The sequence below is a fragment of the Gracilimonas sp. genome (assembly GCF_014762685.1).
GTDB lineage: Bacteria > Bacteroidota > Rhodothermia > Balneolales > Balneolaceae > Gracilimonas.
In genome coordinates this window covers 1,027,613-1,041,971 of record NZ_JABURM010000005.1, presented here as the reverse complement: position 1 = coordinate 1,041,971, position 14,359 = coordinate 1,027,613, and the positions used below count along the sequence as shown (strand labels likewise).

The following is a 14,359-nucleotide window of genomic DNA, read 5'->3' as shown; positions in this document are numbered from 1 at the left end:
TGTTTTAAGACGCCTCATTATCCAAATAGTTTCAATAATTAACAACTTACATAGTGCCATTATCTTCATCAGTTGTTATGTCTTCTTTTTCTATGAATGTCATAGCTGCAGAATTCATGCAGTAGCGGAGGCCGGTAGGTTCCGGCCCATCAGAAAAAACATGTCCCAGATGTCCTCCGCAATTAGAGCATACAATTTCAACTTGCGGCATAAAATATCTGTTATCCTCACGTTCACTTACCAATGAATCAGCAATAGGCTGCCAGAAGCTTGGCCATCCGGTTCCACTGTTATATTTATGTTCCGAACTGTAGAGTTTTTGTCCACAACCGGCACATACATAAATACCCTCGCGCTTATTATTATTGTATTCGTTCACATACGGCAGTTCAGTTCCGCGGTCTCGTAATATTCGATACTCTTTCGAAGTTAGAATTTCCTTCCATTCCGAGTCAGTTTTTTGGAAAGGGTATTCATTTTCAGGAAGAGTATCCCGCTCAGTTTTGTGAATTCCAGCTAATTCAGTGCCGGTATGATTTTCAGAAATTGAAGAATCAGTTTTAAAGAAACTAAAGGCAAGAAAGGTGGCGACAGCAAGCACTCCTAATAAAGCTGCATATTTCATAACAGTAATTGTTTGTTTTTGATAATATCGACAAATTAATTAACAGTTCGAAAGCAGCTTTAGTTTGGATATAGAAAAATAATTTTAATTCCAGACGGAGGAAGTTGTTATTGATAGTGTTAGATTCTACCAGTCCAGTTTCCAATTGTCAAATTCGTCCCTGAATCGTGCAGGTGCTTTTTGTTTAAAGAGACGAATTCCTGCAGTAAATCCAACCCAGAATTGATATTTACGGCCTTTTCTTTTCGGTGACCATAAACTATACCAAGTATAGTCTTCTGCTTCGTTTACGCGCGTTACTTGTGCATTAAAAGCAGGCCCTCCATAGATAGAGAATCCATCTGCAAATCGCTTACCCAATAAGAATTTATAAGAGTAGATAAGATTCAAATCATTAGACCATTCATTTTCAAACTGATGAGTAATGGCAAATTCCTGGTTTACATACATTGTTTCGTCCTGCCAGTTTTTAAAAGAATCCTGAATATTTTTCTCAAGTCCTACCGCCAGTCCGATCCGGTAAACATCACGGTCCAAAAGAGTGTTGTAGCCAAATAATGCTGAGTTATATACGCGATGAGTACCTAAAGTAAGTCCAATATCTGTGAATCCTCCATCGGAGAAGCGGACATCTATATTTTTACGCCCATTGCCATAATAGCTGATAATCCCGATGGGAACTCCTTCGAATTCTTTAGCTACGTTTATAACGCCAATTTGCAGCCCCGTTGCCGTTTGTGAGGCATTAAGTAAACCGGCGAATTGCAGCCCATTCAAATCGCGGGCGATGTTGGCTCCGCCTGAAATAGAAGCTCCTTCCAGGTTTTGTGCAATGTTCAGTCCGCCTGCTATTAATAATCCACTGGCATTTTTTTGAGCCACATTTACTCCACCCGATACCATTAAACCTTCAATATCACCAAATGCAATATTAGCGGCACCGGAGGCCTGTAACCCTGATATATTGGCTCCTGCAAAATTAAAAATACCTGCGGCCTGTAATCCTTCCACGTCTTCTTTGGCTATGTTTGCAACACCCGCCGCCTGTAATCCTGAGATATCACCCCAGGCAGCATTTAGGATACCGGCTCCCTGAAGACCTTCGAGATCACCTTTGGCTACATTGCCAATCCCTGAGAACTGGAGACCACTTGACTCATCACCGGCAATATTAAACGCTCCTGCAACCTGAATTCCTTCCAGATCATCCCCAGAGATATTGGTTAAACCTGCAACCTGAATACCGGCCATTTCTTCCCTTGATATGTTTCCCAGCCCGGCTATGTTTACGCCTGCTATATCTCCACCTGATATATTCCCTAATCCTGCCAATTGAAAACCGTGGGCATAATGTTTTGTGAAATTAACCAAACCGCCTATTTCACCTCCATCTAAACCCCCGTGATAACCGGCCAGCATATTTATGGAGTATTTTGCAGTATAATTTGGAGCTTCAATACCATTAGTACTGAGAGGAGGGAAGATGGTAATTCTCCATTTTCGATATTTAAGATTGTCCCCGGATTCTTGAGCAATTGCATAATTTGGAAGAAGAAAACTTCCTGCTAAAAAAACAATGAGTGGTATAATACGCTTGATCATAGCTATAGAAAGTGTAGGTTTTTATACTCAGCTTTTCGAAACCCTCTACGATCAAAAAAGAAAAAAGTTAAGCTTATTTTTTGCAGGAGTGTGAAATAAATCCCTGAATATCAGATAGCTGCCGGTTTCAGGTTTTCAAATTGTTCATCCAGCGTTTCATTCCAGTAATGTACTTCATCAATTTTACGAAGTAGTTCTTCATATTCCCCTTCTAAATTCACCGTTTCAATTTGGTCGCCTTGGGAAATAGAATTCACAATATCCTGATCTTTGGCTGACGATACTTCCCCAAAAACAGTATGTTTTCCATCCAGCCAGGGAGTTGGAACGTGGGTAATGAAAAATTGACTTCCATTGGTATTAGGGCCTGCATTAGCCATCGAGACTTTACCCGGTTCATCGTGGGTTAGTTCATCATGGAATTCATCTTCAAACTTATAGCCTGGGCCGCCGCGACCATCCCCATTAGGGCATCCGCCCTGAATCATGAAATCATTGATAACGCGATGAAAACTTATATTATTGAAGTAACCGCGGGAGGCAAGATTAACAAAATTGGCTACGGTTTTAGGTGCTCTTTCTGTGAAAAGGTGAATTTGAATGGTGCCTTTTGAGGTTTTGATATTAGCTTTGATGCTCATAGAAACTTATTGAATAGAAATAGTTATGAAAAGAAAGTTAGAGTCCAGTCCGGGGTTTTCTTTACCGGTTTCTGCATTTGAAATATGGTGAAATTTATAACCGAAAGACAAAGAGGCATGATTATTCAGATAAATACTGTTGCCCAATGTGATGTCGAAAGTGAAGTTTAAGCTCCGTGCTCTATCTGTCGGGAAATTATCTTCCATATAAATAATACCACCGGAGGTTTGTAAATAGGGAGAAAACATCCTGGAGATATTGTTGGTCATTGAAAATCCAACTGGTGAAAAACCAAAACCTGATCTTGCAACCCTGCGGTCGTTTTCATCTCTTTTAGGGTAATCAAAATGGATGTATGGAATGAAATCGATGGTGTACCAAAGGATTCTATCCGGAGAGTATTGCTGGATTTTATGTTGGTAACCGAAGGCAAAAATCTGGGTTTGAGAATCCCTGGTTTTCCCCAGAAAGCGAACTGAGTTTCCGGAATATCCTCCCCATACAGAGTAACGATAATCCGGTGTAGAATAAGTACTGGTTGTTTGTATCTGTGCTGTCAATTCGGAGCCTTGGGAGCCGATAAGAATAAGAGAACACATCAAAAATAAAAACTTGGATACTGCTTTAAACTTCAATTTAACTATAGACTGCTAAAGATTTATATTTTCACTTCTTTTTTATATAAGAAAAGCTAATCACCGAAATGATCCAAATTATTAACCAAGCTCCAGCTAAATAGTATTTAGCTATATAAAAGAATATTGCTACGGTTAACGCATAAATAATATGGTAAAATAACGGCGGGGCTGAAGATTTGTTTGCTTTTCGTTGAAGAGAAGGCATAAAAATAGCAAGCACTTTACTTAACAGCAGGAGAGAAGTATATACCCACAGTATTACTTCAAGAACGTTAGTTGTATATACCGCAAATAAAACGATAAACAGCAGTATAACAACATCCAAATAGGCATCTTTAAGCCATTTCATCTATAATTCAGTCTGCCTGCTCTTCTATAGGGTTAAGTGAAACCACTTCTTTTGCGTGCAATCCTTTATCCCCTTCATCCAATAAAAACTCAACTTCTTCACCTCGTCTTAATTTTTTAAAACCATCGGCTTGAATTTCAGAATAATGAACAAAGGCATCTTCACCTTTATCTGTACTTATAAAACCATAACCTTTTGTGTTATGAAACCACTTTACCGTACCCTTTTGTTTGTCAGACATATAAGACCCGAATTATATTAACGTTTAACTCACAAAGACTAATACTAATTTTCCTTGTGAAAGTACGATAAAATAATTTTTGGCGATAATACAATCAACAAAGAACTTACATTTATTATTATCGGATTTGAAAGTCTTCAACCCAGATAACAAAACCTTCCTTATTGCTAAGTTCTGTCAAGGTCGTTTCAGTGGTAAAGGTGAAATCGGAATCATTTGAAATGTCTACGAGCAACCCTTTAACCTTAATAATATGTCCGTTACGGAGTGATTTAAGCTTTGTATCGATTTCAGATGTGGAAGGAATGAAATGCCACAAGTCACTTTCCCCATAAATTTTAGGTACCGGGAGCGGCGGGCGGGTTAAATCCAAATTAGAAGATCGATCTCCGAGCGTGTAGAAAATATAATCCAGATTGCGATTGTCAGAGAGTTCATTCCAGCCTACCATTGCGTCAACAGGAGAATATTTTGAAAAAGAATCGAAGAAATATCGTTTTCTTTTCAAAACACGAACTTCGCCTTCAATAACACGTTTGGGGGTAAACGTCGCACCTTTAAATGTAAAGGGCTCCTGCCATGTTAATCGTTCTATAACAGGCTCTTCTTTTGCCATTTTACCGGGACCGTGATTGACCGGAAATGTTGAATACACGATATAGCTTGCAGCTACAAAAACACAGAAAATTAAGTATTTGACCATCTCAGCACCTTCTTTTTTTTATTAACAAGAGTAGCGTGGGGTACTCAATGTTACAGATTTATTATAAACTTATAATATTAACCGAGCTAAATGTTCCCGAAGAAAGTGTTATTAATAAAAAAAGCCCTGCAGTATTACTGCAGGGCTTTTAAGTACCAAAGGTGGGACTCTAAGTATGTAATAGGGGTATTAGTGAAGATATACGAAAACGCATTAAATAGCCTTTAATAGCCGTTTTATTCAATCTAGGTTTAATACTGATATACTGCAAAGTGTAAATATTGTTCTACCAATGTTCTACCAAATTATTATATTGGTGGAACACTTGTAATAAACCTTATTGAAAATGCCTGCAACATTTAAGTTCTATCTCAGAGAAGATCGTCCTGATAACCGTGGATTTTGTCCTGTCTATCTACGGATTACCCTTGACCGGAAGAAGAAGTACATGAATACCGGTATCCGGATCAAGCCAAGGGACTGGAACCCTGATAAAGAAGAGGTCCGGAAAAGTTACAGCCGTAACAAGAAAGAAGTAAATCACCTTAATCAGGAGCTGGACATTATCAGGTCGGATGCTGAACAGGCTGGCCGTGTGTTGTTCAGAGAGAAGCGAGCCAGTGCCGATGCTATTAAGAAGAAGCTCGAGTATGCCAGCAAGGATAACTTCTTTGTCTTTGCTGATGAATACCAGAAGGCCATCAAGGATAAGAGCTTTTACAGCTGGAAGCAGAACAAGGTAGCTATCAACAAGGTGAAGGACTTCCACGGCTCCAATCATCTGCCCTTCAACCTGATCGATCCTGACTTCCTGAATCGGTTGGTTGATCACCTGCAACGTAAGTATGGAAACAAGGCCTCGACCATTCAAAAGAACTTTGCTGCTATCAAGGCCATATTGGACAAGGCAGTCTTAGCCAAGCTGATACCCAGCAACCCAGTTGAAAGCAAAGAGTTCAGCATGCCTAAGAAGAACAAGGATGTTACCAAGACCAAGCTCTCACTGGAACAGATCACGGCCATTGAGAAGCTGGAACTCCAGGCCGGCACTAATCTTTGGCACGCACGCAATGCCTTTCTACTCAGTTTCTATTTTTGTGGCATGCGCTTCGGTGATGTAGCTGAATTACGCTGGGAGAACGTCAGGGATGGGCGCCTCACATACCAAATGAATAAAACGGGCACTGACATCAGTATTCCGATTAAGGACGGCGCACGGGCTATTTTGGAGCGTTACAAGGATGAAGATAATAACGGATACATTTTCCCTTTCCTTTCATCGCTAAGTAAGGAGCAACGCAAACAACCTGATGCCATCCGGAAGCAGATCAGCACCTGGAATGCCGTTGTGAATGGGCAGGATAATGACAAGCGACTCAGTGGCCTCAAGGAAATTGCAAAAATGGCTGGAATTGATGAAGATATTAGTATGCATGTGGCCCGGCACTCCTTTGCTCAATACGGGGTGAATGACCGTGAGATCCCACCCTATAAGATGATGATGCTATTGGGCCATAAGAGCGTAAAAACGACTATGCAGTACCTAAAATCACTGGACTTGAAAACAGTGGATAACGTGATGGATGAAATATTTTAACTAAAACACGAAAGCCCCGGCATACCTTGAGAGCATAACCGAGGCTTTCTTTAATCCCTAAAGAGGAATCACATGAAAGATACAAAAGAACCAATCAAAAGCATTGAAATAGTAACTACTCAATTAGTGAAGGAACGAGTGCAACCATATGAGACAAGTGTTACATCGGTTATAACCGCAGCCTGCTATCTACTGCCATTTTTTAGAGGGTTAGACCGAGAAGCATTTTATTTGATGTGCTTAAACAATCGCAACGACCCTACTAATATCAGTTTGATCAGTTTAGGAAGCTCAACCTCAGCCCAGGTTGAATTTATGCAAATATTTAAGGTAGCCATACTTTCAAATTCTAATAGATTTATTGTCGCTCACAACCATGTTTCAGGGAGTAAGGAAATTTCTAAAGCGGATGAAAGTATTACTTTTAGACTGAAGCAGGCCGGAATGATTATGGGAATTGAATTGCTGGACCACCTTATTTTCTATGGCGAGGGGCCCCGTGATTTCATCTCATTGAAGGATGAAGGGCACATTTAAAAAAAACAAACCCCGGCTGCCTGCAAAGGTATGACCGGGGTTTTTACTTGTAATAAGATAAATATACGGAAAAATGAGTAAGAAAGAACCTAAAGAAACTGACCTTGAGTTGAAACTCTTTTTTGATACCAAGCGACTTGTAAAGGAAGTTGAAGATCCTAATGAGCTACTTGAGGTGCTGCAAAAGAAAAAGGCAGGAATCAAGAGGATCTTCCCTGCAACGGATAGCTGGCATGGCTATGCTGAAGAATTAATTGATGCCGAAATAGAGAGAATCCGTACTGAGATCGACAACAAGCGTAAGCCAAAAAATGAGATGTCGCCAATAGAAAAAATTAAACTTGTAGAAGATATCAGAAAAAGACCAGGCATTAAAAACTATGATGAAGCTCTTAAAATAGCCGAAAAAGAAGCTGGACAGCCTATTTATAAAAACTACAATTCGTTTAAGGTTCAAAGAAAAGAGTACGAACAATATCTTTAATGGTATGTAGCTACCATTGAGCTTACCATGAATGAAGGGCTACTATGTGGGTGTAGTTAATTGAAACCAACCCCACAAGCATGAATGATTTAGTTGTTACCCCTCTTGGAGAACTTGAAGATCGCATTCGCCAAATAGTGCGAGAAGAGTTCCGATCAGAAGCCCCTGCCATTGTAAAGCAAGCCAACCGCAAAGACTACCTTACCACAGCTGAGTTCAAAGAGCTCACCGGAATGTGTTACCGGACCCAAAAATACCACCGGGATGCTGAAAACATAGAGTATGTACAGGACGGCCGCCGGATATTATATCCCATCAAGGCAGTTGATCAGTTTCTGGAAGAGCGCCGGGTTAAGGCAGCAGGATAATGGCAAAGGAGCTTCCATATTTTCGATTTACGGTATCAGAGTGGCTTAACGATGATATCAGTCTTGAATCGTATCACTTACAAGGTGTATTCGCTTCAGTCTGTGCATTCTACTGGTTCCAGGATTGTAGCATTACTCGAGCAAAGCTTAAGAAACGCTTCAGTGATGCTGAAGAAGAGATTGAAGAACTGCTGAAGCTCGGCATAATTAAGGAAAATTCAGACGACTTCATTTCTATCAAATTCCTTGATGAACAGTTCGATTTACTTTCTGAAAAGCGTAAAAAACGTGTCGAGGCAGGCCGTAAAGGTGGTTTAGCAAGTGCCAAGCAACGCTCAAGCAATGCTTCAGCAATGCCAGAGCAAAGCCGCAGCTATAAGGATAAAGATAATGATAAAGATAATGATAAGAATACTATCTACGATTTTGACGATTTCTGGGACGATTATGATAAAAAGAAAGACCGTTCCAAGTGTGAAAAGAAATGGGTAAAGGTGAATGAAGAAGATCGTGAACTGATCAAGGAGTTCATTCCTATCTACAAAGCCCATCAGCCAGATCCACAATTCCGAAAAAATCCACTCATGTTTCTGAACTCAAAAACATGGAAGGACGACTGGAATTCCTACCCGAAAGCAACTAATAACTCTAAACAGCAAGTTAATGGAACTAATAAACGAAAATCACCAGCAGATCGACTCCTGGGTTTCGCCACAAGCAATTAAGGCAGTAGAAATCCCCAGCGAACTATCCCGGCGGAAAGCGAAGGATTTTATTATAGACCATTCAGAGGTACGGGGTGGACAAGTCGAAGGTATACCAACTAAAAAAGCTACAAATCTGCTTTATAGGCTGTATACAAAAATAGGCGCCATAGGGGAACTACCTGAGAATGATCAGGTTGCCCGAAGCTACTTAAATGATCTATGGATCGATTTCTACTTGACCAACAATTTGGTGCCTGATGATATCCCATTCCCTATCATCATAAACGAATTTACCAGCCAGAGCGTCAAAGGCAGGGTTGAACGAAAAGGGAATAACCAGCAAGCCATGATAACTGCTTTCAATGGTTGGATTACGAGGCAAGACGTACGCTCCCGGCTCTATCAGCTCAGAGATCAGGCTTACCCACAAGCAGCACCCCAAAGGCTCTCAGATGGAGGAAAAGAAGAAAATGAGGAAATAAAAAAAGCCGGGTTAGTTGACTTTTCCCCGGCGGTTGTAAAAGATCAGATTGAAAAGTTGGAAATGGTTTACGGAAACAAAAAAGATCTTTTAAAGGCATTCCCGGGTGCTGGTAATTACGTGGAAAGGCTTTACAACACTGAGCAGAAATACAAATCTGAAGGGAAATTATGAGTACTTCCAATAAAGAAATCAGAAAAGCTCTCAGAACCAAGCTTGTGAGTATTCCGGGCATTCCCGATGAAGACAACCAGGCGTGGCAGAACAAAGTCTTTGAGCCCACAGACGGCACGCCGTGGATTCGGGAAACATTATTGCCCAGTGATGAGCGGATGACGGCCAATAATGAAAAAGAAGCTGTGGGCATCTACCAAATTGATTACTTCGTCCCGATAGGTGAAAGTGTATATGATGCTGAGGACTTGGCCGATGCTATCAAAAATGCCTTTAAGCCAACAACGGTGCTGAGTGGTTTCCTGCGTATCGAGCGGTCACGTTTATTGCCAGGTAACACGAGCGGACCGTGGTACAAGATATCTGTAGTAATCGACTATAAGTGTTTTTCGACAAATTAAAAATGGACTGAAACCATGCCAATACTCAACATAAAACCCCACCCTTTTAAACAGCAACGCTTCCAAGCTACGATTCCGGCTGGCTGCTCGGTTGCAGACCTACTCCCGGAAGATCACTCCCACTTCAAGACATTCGTCAACGGCCGGTCCCATGATGAGAATACCCCACTTGGTGCGAATGACATCGTGGATATAGCAATCACGCCGAAAGGAACCGGTAGCCGTGAGGGTAATACTTCAAAAGCTATAAACCAGGGCTTGACCATCCTAGGGTCTGCCATAGCAACCGTCATAAGTGGCGGTACCTTTGCAGCAGGTTTACTCTCAGGGGGAGTTCTTTCAGGCTTGCAATTAATCGGCGGCGCACCAGCCCCTTACCCCTCACTAAAAAACATACCAACATGTCATCAATAGCATTCACAGTTACAGAAAATAAGATTATTGGCCTTTCAGATGGAGTGTATTTCAATGATTTTGAAGGCAACGACCTGGGGAAAACGGACTTCCGGAAAGTGTACAAACCGGCGCCAAATTACCTGGCCTTTGTAGTCGGTAACATGCCGGATATTTTCGATCACTTTTTCAGAAGCATTGAAGAGGCCAATAAAGCGCCGGGCAACATGAAAGAACTCGTGCCGGGAATACAGGAGCTGATCAAAATGAAATACGATGAGTTTGCCCAGGGTGGCGGTAAGATCAAAGAGGTCTCACACGGCGTGTTTATCATCGGGTATGACCAGAAAGGCAGGATCAGGCTCTATGAATTAACCAAAGACCGGGGAGAATCTCACATCAGAGAGCCCAAAACCCATTGGCCATATATAGACTACACTATCTGCATCTGCGATGATCTGGAGAACGCACCCGGTGTTTTCAGGCGTAAACTTGATGAAAGCCTTCAAAGTCACAGCGACCATGAGAAGGCAGCTCTTGAGGCGTTCACAAACTTGGTGAACGAGCAGAAAAACAGCGGTAAGCGTGTAGGCGGTGAAATCTACATTAAAACAATCGAACGGCCATGAAAAAACAATACGGCAAATGGAAAGTTGAAAAAACGCTCAAGCATGATCGATGCTATTTAGCCTCATCCGATGATCAGAAAGGGGTTATAAAAATAGGACGAAATATTGCTAAGGAGGTTCTGGCATTAAAATTAGTTCACGATCATGCTAACATTGTAACACTCTTAGATTACGATTTAGAAGCAGAAGAGCCTTATTTGGTGACAGAGTTTTTCGAAGATAGTCTACAAATGCATCTTTACCGACCTCACAATTTTAATGTTTCAGAAATAACCGATGCAATATTAAATATTTGTGAAGGTATAACACACTGTTTGAGTAAAGGAATCTGTCCTATCGACGTTCAATTTTTGTCAAACCAAAAACTAGAGGTTCGATTGGTAGATTTTGAATGCCCAATGATAATGGAATCCATTGATGACATGAGACAAGGATTAAGTCTCGTAGAGAAGAAAATATCTTTATTTGAAAATTCTGTTTTTCGGAGCAATGGAAGGCGCCGCCAAAAAGAAGAACTTTTAACTAAGAACATTTAACCAACACACAGACCAATGAAAAAGAAAGAATTATTACCAACGATCCCAGTGCCAATGCACATATCGGCTGACTCGTTTAGAGCACGCTTCAAAGAAGATGAAGCCGTCCGTGAAGATCCCGACGTCCAGACAGCCATCCGGGGCATAGAAGAGGTTGACGAAAAGCTCCAGAGGATTAACAAGGCGAGGGAGGATATACTTGCAGACCGGACACTTAACGAAGCGGCTAAGAAGGCTGAGTTCGTAAAGTACGTTCAAAAAGCAGACAATAAAATATCAAATAAGATTTCCCAGGTGTCTTCCATCGTGGACCGGCGCACTGCTGAATTAAACAAGGTGATCAACCAGGAAATATCAGATGAGGCTGGAAGTAGTAGATATTCAAGCGAAGTTCGCTCGCACGTTGCCAGCCTTCCACACGCAAGCGACAGGATTAGCTTTGTTAAAAAACTCGTGGATTCGGGAGAATATACCTCTGTTTCATCGATTTTAGGGGCTCCAAGCTTTTTATCCGGGCTGGATGAGAAGCATAAGAAAACCCTGCTTGATTACTACCGTGAAAAAAGATTTTCCAAGCAGATAAGAATAAGCAAGGCAATGGAACGCATTGGGCAATCCATGCTGGATAAAACCACCATGACCACCAAGTTTCGCAAGTCCATCGAGGATAAAGGAACTCTGAAGGATCTGGAAGCCCAGAAAAGAAGAATCGAAGCCATGGCCAATTGAGGCCGCCTCTAACCTTCCGGGCCCTCATACATCAGAGTGAGGCACCCCGGGGGGTTTAATTTTAACACCAAACCCCAATACTATGAAAATCAAAGGATCACAAGTTAACGAAGGACTGAAAAAAAGCATCCATGCTGATCAGAACATCAAAAAGCCGGAATACCACAAACATCAGAAGGGTCACACTCCGGCAATAAAAAAAGTTTAACATGCCACGGATAAAGAAAGTACTTCCTGAAGGCGGCCTTGAAACCATTCGTACCCTTGGTAAACGAGGCGTGAATGAAACCGATATCGCTAAAGCCTTGGGAATGAGTTACGATACCTGGCTAAGAATTAAGCGAGAGAATCCAGAAGCCAAGCAGGCTATTCAGGAAGCCCGAGCCGTAGAGGAAGGTAAATTAGTGGGTGTACTGTACGAAAAAGCCATGAAAGGTGATGCTACTTGCGCAATGTTCCTGCTTAAAACAAGGCATGGCTATTTGGAAGGTAAAGACGTCAACTCCGGTAACGCTGTTCAGGTGAATATCACCATTCCGGGATCAATGGATCCAGAGGATTACAAGAAACAAATTGAAGTTAAACAAGATGAATAATTTCGAGTTATCCACATTTCAAGAAAAGGTATGTGCTATCCCTGAAGCCTATGATGTTTTCTTAGGCGGGGGCCGAGGCGGTTCCAAATCTGCAACCATGGCCATCCTTGCATTCAGGCACGCTGAACAGTACCGGGAAAAAGCACGGATATTGTATATCAGGCAATCCTACAAGGGTCTTGCTGATTTTGAAGCCCTCACACGTGATTTCTTTGGCAGTATTTACGGCACCGCTGCCAGCTACAATCAAACAGAGCATTTTTGGAGGCTCCCCAACGGTGGATATTTTGAACTGGGCCAGCTCGAAAGCCCAAAAGATTATACGAAGTACCAGGGAAGATCATTCACGCTTTTACTAATTGACGAGGCCGGGCAGTATTCAACGCCCTCACTACTCGATAAACTACGATCTAACCTCAGAGGCCCGAAAGATATGCCCATCAGGACCGTGGTTTCTGCTAACCCCGGAGGAAGTGGGCATCACTGGCTTGCAAAACGCTATGTATTCAAAAACTCAAAGCCGTGGTTACCATTTTACGAGCCTAACAGCGAACGGGACTGGGTGTACGTCCCTTCCACCTACAAGGATAATCCCTTCATTGATCACGACGAATATGAGAAACAGCTACGTGCCTCCTGTCCGGCTGATCCGGAATTACTGAAGGCTTGGCTTGAGGGAGACTGGGCAATAGCCAGAGGCGCTTATTTCAGCACGGTTATTGATGAGAAACGAAACGCAACCGATCCCTGGGAACAAATCCCGGAAGACCCCTACACTGGCAAGAAGTGGAAAAACTGGCTTGCACATGATTATGGATCGAGCGCCCCATCAGTTACCTACGTAATGTTAGAAAGTCCCGGCGCCAAAGGGCCGGATGACCGGTACTATCCCAGGGGCTCTATCATCATCGTGGATGAACTTGCAACCTCTGATCCTCACGATCTGACTGAAGGACTTGGATATACTATTCCACACCTGAGTGAGCGTATCATCAACCTGTGCCTTGAATGGGATATAAACCCCTATGGAGTAGCAGACGATGCCATCTTTGCCCAGCACGGCTATTCTGAAGGATCGATAGCTAATGAATTTCAACGTGAAGGTGTTTATTTCGAGAGAGCACAAAAGGCAGACCGTAAGTCAGGCTGGGAAGTCATGAGGCGTTTACTCCAAGATGCAGGAAAACCCGATAAGCCGGGGTTGTATATTTCCCGGAAGTGTGATTACTTCTGGAGTACGGTTCCATATTTGGACAGAGACCCACGCAATGCAGAAGATCTGGACACCAGAGGACCCGATCATGCTGCTGATGCTTGTAGATACGGCCTGATGAATACCGTTAACAAAACAGTGAGTAAAAAGAGACTGCAAGGTTTTTAATATGAGCGGTGGCGAAACATTCGATGAACTCAGGGCTAAGATCAAGAAATGCGTTGACGATCCATCAGGTGTTTTAAGAGAACTTGATAAAGCTGAAATCATTGCCATTGCCAGGGATCAGTATCTTCAAACCGGCATGAAACTGCCAAAGGATTTGAAGCAGGAACTATCGGAATATTACTACTTTTCAGACAAGGCGATTGAGAAGCTTGTGTACGATAATGTCATTGATCAAGAGGCTAAGAATGGATGCAAAATCGAATAAAACTTTCACTAAAAAAAAGGACTTTTTTTTCGTTTTGTTCTACCATAGTTCTACCAAGGCAATAAAAAAGGCTATCTAAATAACTGTTAATTATTATAGATAGCCTTAGAACAAAGTACCAAAGGTGGGAGTCGAACCCACACACCCGAAGGTACACGATTTTGAGTCGCGCGCGTCTACCAATTCCGCCACTTTGGCTTTTGACAAGGTTTCAAAGATAAGGGTAGTGAGGGGTAAACTCCAAGAGGATGTGCATCATTTCTTAATAAAATGGAAGTTGT

At 42.0% G+C, this 14,359-nt stretch carries 20 protein-coding genes and 1 tRNA gene; 13 read left to right on the top strand and 8 right to left on the bottom strand.

All coding sequences use genetic code 11. The features are described 5' to 3' along the window. Positions 1–46: 46 nt before the first annotated feature. The 7 genes from msrB to HUJ22_RS04725 all read right to left on the bottom strand — a co-directional run bounded on the left by msrB (position 47) and on the right by HUJ22_RS04725 (position 4,800). Positions 47–625, bottom strand: coding sequence for a peptide-methionine (R)-S-oxide reductase MsrB (msrB, locus tag HUJ22_RS04755; RefSeq protein WP_290874652.1), 579 nt, complete (start codon positions 623–625; stop codon positions 47–49). A gap of 126 nt (positions 626–751) precedes the next feature. After that, on the bottom strand, positions 752–2,227 hold the full coding sequence (locus tag HUJ22_RS04750) for a hypothetical protein (protein WP_290874649.1): 1,476 nt from the start codon (positions 2,225–2,227) through the stop codon (positions 752–754). A gap of 110 nt (positions 2,228–2,337) precedes the next feature. Continuing rightward, positions 2,338–2,868: a peptidylprolyl isomerase gene (locus HUJ22_RS04745; protein ID WP_290874646.1), complete on the bottom strand. Its 531-nt coding sequence runs from the start codon at positions 2,866–2,868 to the stop codon at positions 2,338–2,340. A 6-nt stretch (positions 2,869–2,874) separates the two neighbouring features. After that, on the bottom strand, positions 2,875–3,429 hold the full coding sequence (locus tag HUJ22_RS04740) for an acyloxyacyl hydrolase (RefSeq protein WP_290874644.1): 555 nt from the start codon (positions 3,427–3,429) through the stop codon (positions 2,875–2,877). A 106-nt stretch (positions 3,430–3,535) separates the two neighbouring features. Then, entirely contained in the window at positions 3,536–3,856 is a 321-nt protein-coding gene (locus HUJ22_RS04735; RefSeq protein ID WP_290874641.1) for a hypothetical protein, read from the bottom strand. Between the two features lie 7 nt (positions 3,857–3,863). Beyond that, positions 3,864–4,097 (bottom strand): cold-shock protein, encoded by a 234-nt coding sequence (locus HUJ22_RS04730; protein ID WP_290874637.1) that lies wholly within the window; start codon positions 4,095–4,097, stop codon positions 3,864–3,866. 118 nt (positions 4,098–4,215) lie between these two features. Next, positions 4,216–4,800, bottom strand: coding sequence for a hypothetical protein (locus HUJ22_RS04725; RefSeq protein ID WP_290874634.1), 585 nt, complete (start codon positions 4,798–4,800; stop codon positions 4,216–4,218). 346 nt (positions 4,801–5,146) lie between these two features. Here HUJ22_RS04725 and HUJ22_RS04720 point away from each other — a divergent pair, with 346 nt between their 5' ends. The 13 genes from HUJ22_RS04720 to HUJ22_RS04660 all read left to right on the top strand — a co-directional run bounded on the left by HUJ22_RS04720 (position 5,147) and on the right by HUJ22_RS04660 (position 14,078). Beyond that, positions 5,147–6,397: a site-specific integrase gene (locus tag HUJ22_RS04720; protein ID WP_290874631.1), complete on the top strand. Its 1,251-nt coding sequence runs from the start codon at positions 5,147–5,149 to the stop codon at positions 6,395–6,397. 72 nt (positions 6,398–6,469) lie between these two features. Next, complete coding sequence (locus HUJ22_RS04715; RefSeq protein ID WP_290874628.1) at positions 6,470–6,934, top strand: JAB domain-containing protein; 465 nt, start codon at positions 6,470–6,472, stop codon at positions 6,932–6,934. A 73-nt stretch (positions 6,935–7,007) separates the two neighbouring features. Continuing rightward, the gene (locus HUJ22_RS04710; RefSeq protein WP_290874625.1) at positions 7,008–7,418 is read left to right on the top strand and encodes a hypothetical protein; all 411 of its coding nucleotides are present in this window, start codon (positions 7,008–7,010) and stop codon (positions 7,416–7,418) included. A gap of 80 nt (positions 7,419–7,498) precedes the next feature. Further along, positions 7,499–7,786: a hypothetical protein gene (locus HUJ22_RS04705; protein ID WP_290874622.1), complete on the top strand. Its 288-nt coding sequence runs from the start codon at positions 7,499–7,501 to the stop codon at positions 7,784–7,786. Next, entirely contained in the window at positions 7,786–8,511 is a 726-nt protein-coding gene (locus tag HUJ22_RS04700) for a hypothetical protein (protein WP_290874619.1), read from the top strand. The genes HUJ22_RS04705 and HUJ22_RS04700 overlap by 1 nt, the downstream gene beginning before the upstream one ends. After that, positions 8,450–9,148, top strand: a complete 699-nt coding sequence (locus tag HUJ22_RS04695) for a hypothetical protein (RefSeq protein WP_290874616.1) — start codon at positions 8,450–8,452, stop codon at positions 9,146–9,148. The genes HUJ22_RS04700 and HUJ22_RS04695 overlap by 62 nt, the downstream gene beginning before the upstream one ends. After that, a complete protein-coding gene (locus HUJ22_RS04690; RefSeq protein ID WP_290874613.1) occupies positions 9,145–9,549 on the top strand; it encodes a phage tail terminator-like protein in 405 nt (134 codons plus the stop codon). The genes HUJ22_RS04695 and HUJ22_RS04690 overlap by 4 nt, the downstream gene beginning before the upstream one ends. 401 nt (positions 9,550–9,950) lie before the next feature. Further along, positions 9,951–10,571, top strand: a complete 621-nt coding sequence (locus tag HUJ22_RS04685; protein ID WP_290874610.1) for a hypothetical protein — start codon at positions 9,951–9,953, stop codon at positions 10,569–10,571. Continuing rightward, positions 10,568–11,107 (top strand): protein kinase, encoded by a 540-nt coding sequence (locus tag HUJ22_RS04680; protein WP_290874607.1) that lies wholly within the window; start codon positions 10,568–10,570, stop codon positions 11,105–11,107. The genes HUJ22_RS04685 and HUJ22_RS04680 overlap by 4 nt, the downstream gene beginning before the upstream one ends. A gap of 54 nt (positions 11,108–11,161) precedes the next feature. Continuing rightward, entirely contained in the window at positions 11,162–11,836 is a 675-nt protein-coding gene (locus HUJ22_RS04675) for a hypothetical protein (RefSeq protein ID WP_290874604.1), read from the top strand. A gap of 209 nt (positions 11,837–12,045) precedes the next feature. Then, a complete protein-coding gene (locus HUJ22_RS04670) occupies positions 12,046–12,432 on the top strand; it encodes a hypothetical protein (RefSeq protein ID WP_290874601.1) in 387 nt (128 codons plus the stop codon). After that, complete coding sequence (locus tag HUJ22_RS04665; protein WP_290874599.1) at positions 12,425–13,813, top strand: phage terminase large subunit; 1,389 nt, start codon at positions 12,425–12,427, stop codon at positions 13,811–13,813. The genes HUJ22_RS04670 and HUJ22_RS04665 overlap by 8 nt, the downstream gene beginning before the upstream one ends. A 1-nt stretch (position 13,814) precedes the next feature. Then, a complete protein-coding gene (locus tag HUJ22_RS04660) occupies positions 13,815–14,078 on the top strand; it encodes a hypothetical protein (RefSeq protein WP_290874596.1) in 264 nt (87 codons plus the stop codon). 116 nt (positions 14,079–14,194) lie between these two features. On the opposite strand, the gene HUJ22_RS04655 is transcribed toward HUJ22_RS04660, so the two are convergent. Continuing rightward, positions 14,195–14,276, bottom strand: a tRNA-Leu gene (locus HUJ22_RS04655). Positions 14,277–14,359 lie beyond the last annotated feature (83 nt).

Coding starts and splice junctions, on each gene's coding strand:
- msrB (WP_290874652.1), bottom strand. CDS start 625: ATGAAATATGCAGCTTTATTAGGAGTGCTTGCTGTCGCCACCTTTCTT.
- HUJ22_RS04750 (WP_290874649.1), bottom strand. CDS start 2,227: ATGATCAAGCGTATTATACCACTCATTGTTTTTTTAGCAGGAAGTTTT.
- HUJ22_RS04745 (WP_290874646.1), bottom strand. CDS start 2,868: ATGAGCATCAAAGCTAATATCAAAACCTCAAAAGGCACCATTCAAATT.
- HUJ22_RS04735 (WP_290874641.1), bottom strand. CDS start 3,856: ATGAAATGGCTTAAAGATGCCTATTTGGATGTTGTTATACTGCTGTTT.
- HUJ22_RS04730 (WP_290874637.1), bottom strand. CDS start 4,097: ATGTCTGACAAACAAAAGGGTACGGTAAAGTGGTTTCATAACACAAAA.
- HUJ22_RS04725 (WP_290874634.1), bottom strand. CDS start 4,800: ATGGTCAAATACTTAATTTTCTGTGTTTTTGTAGCTGCAAGCTATATC.
- HUJ22_RS04720 (WP_290874631.1), top strand. CDS start 5,147: ATGCCTGCAACATTTAAGTTCTATCTCAGAGAAGATCGTCCTGATAAC.
- HUJ22_RS04715 (WP_290874628.1), top strand. CDS start 6,470: ATGAAAGATACAAAAGAACCAATCAAAAGCATTGAAATAGTAACTACT.
- HUJ22_RS04710 (WP_290874625.1), top strand. CDS start 7,008: ATGAGTAAGAAAGAACCTAAAGAAACTGACCTTGAGTTGAAACTCTTT.
- HUJ22_RS04705 (WP_290874622.1), top strand. CDS start 7,499: ATGAATGATTTAGTTGTTACCCCTCTTGGAGAACTTGAAGATCGCATT.
- HUJ22_RS04700 (WP_290874619.1), top strand. CDS start 7,786: ATGGCAAAGGAGCTTCCATATTTTCGATTTACGGTATCAGAGTGGCTT.
- HUJ22_RS04695 (WP_290874616.1), top strand. CDS start 8,450: ATGGAACTAATAAACGAAAATCACCAGCAGATCGACTCCTGGGTTTCG.
- HUJ22_RS04690 (WP_290874613.1), top strand. CDS start 9,145: ATGAGTACTTCCAATAAAGAAATCAGAAAAGCTCTCAGAACCAAGCTT.
- HUJ22_RS04685 (WP_290874610.1), top strand. CDS start 9,951: ATGTCATCAATAGCATTCACAGTTACAGAAAATAAGATTATTGGCCTT.
- HUJ22_RS04680 (WP_290874607.1), top strand. CDS start 10,568: ATGAAAAAACAATACGGCAAATGGAAAGTTGAAAAAACGCTCAAGCAT.
- HUJ22_RS04675 (WP_290874604.1), top strand. CDS start 11,162: ATGCACATATCGGCTGACTCGTTTAGAGCACGCTTCAAAGAAGATGAA.
- HUJ22_RS04670 (WP_290874601.1), top strand. CDS start 12,046: ATGCCACGGATAAAGAAAGTACTTCCTGAAGGCGGCCTTGAAACCATT.
- HUJ22_RS04665 (WP_290874599.1), top strand. CDS start 12,425: ATGAATAATTTCGAGTTATCCACATTTCAAGAAAAGGTATGTGCTATC.
- HUJ22_RS04660 (WP_290874596.1), top strand. CDS start 13,815: ATGAGCGGTGGCGAAACATTCGATGAACTCAGGGCTAAGATCAAGAAA.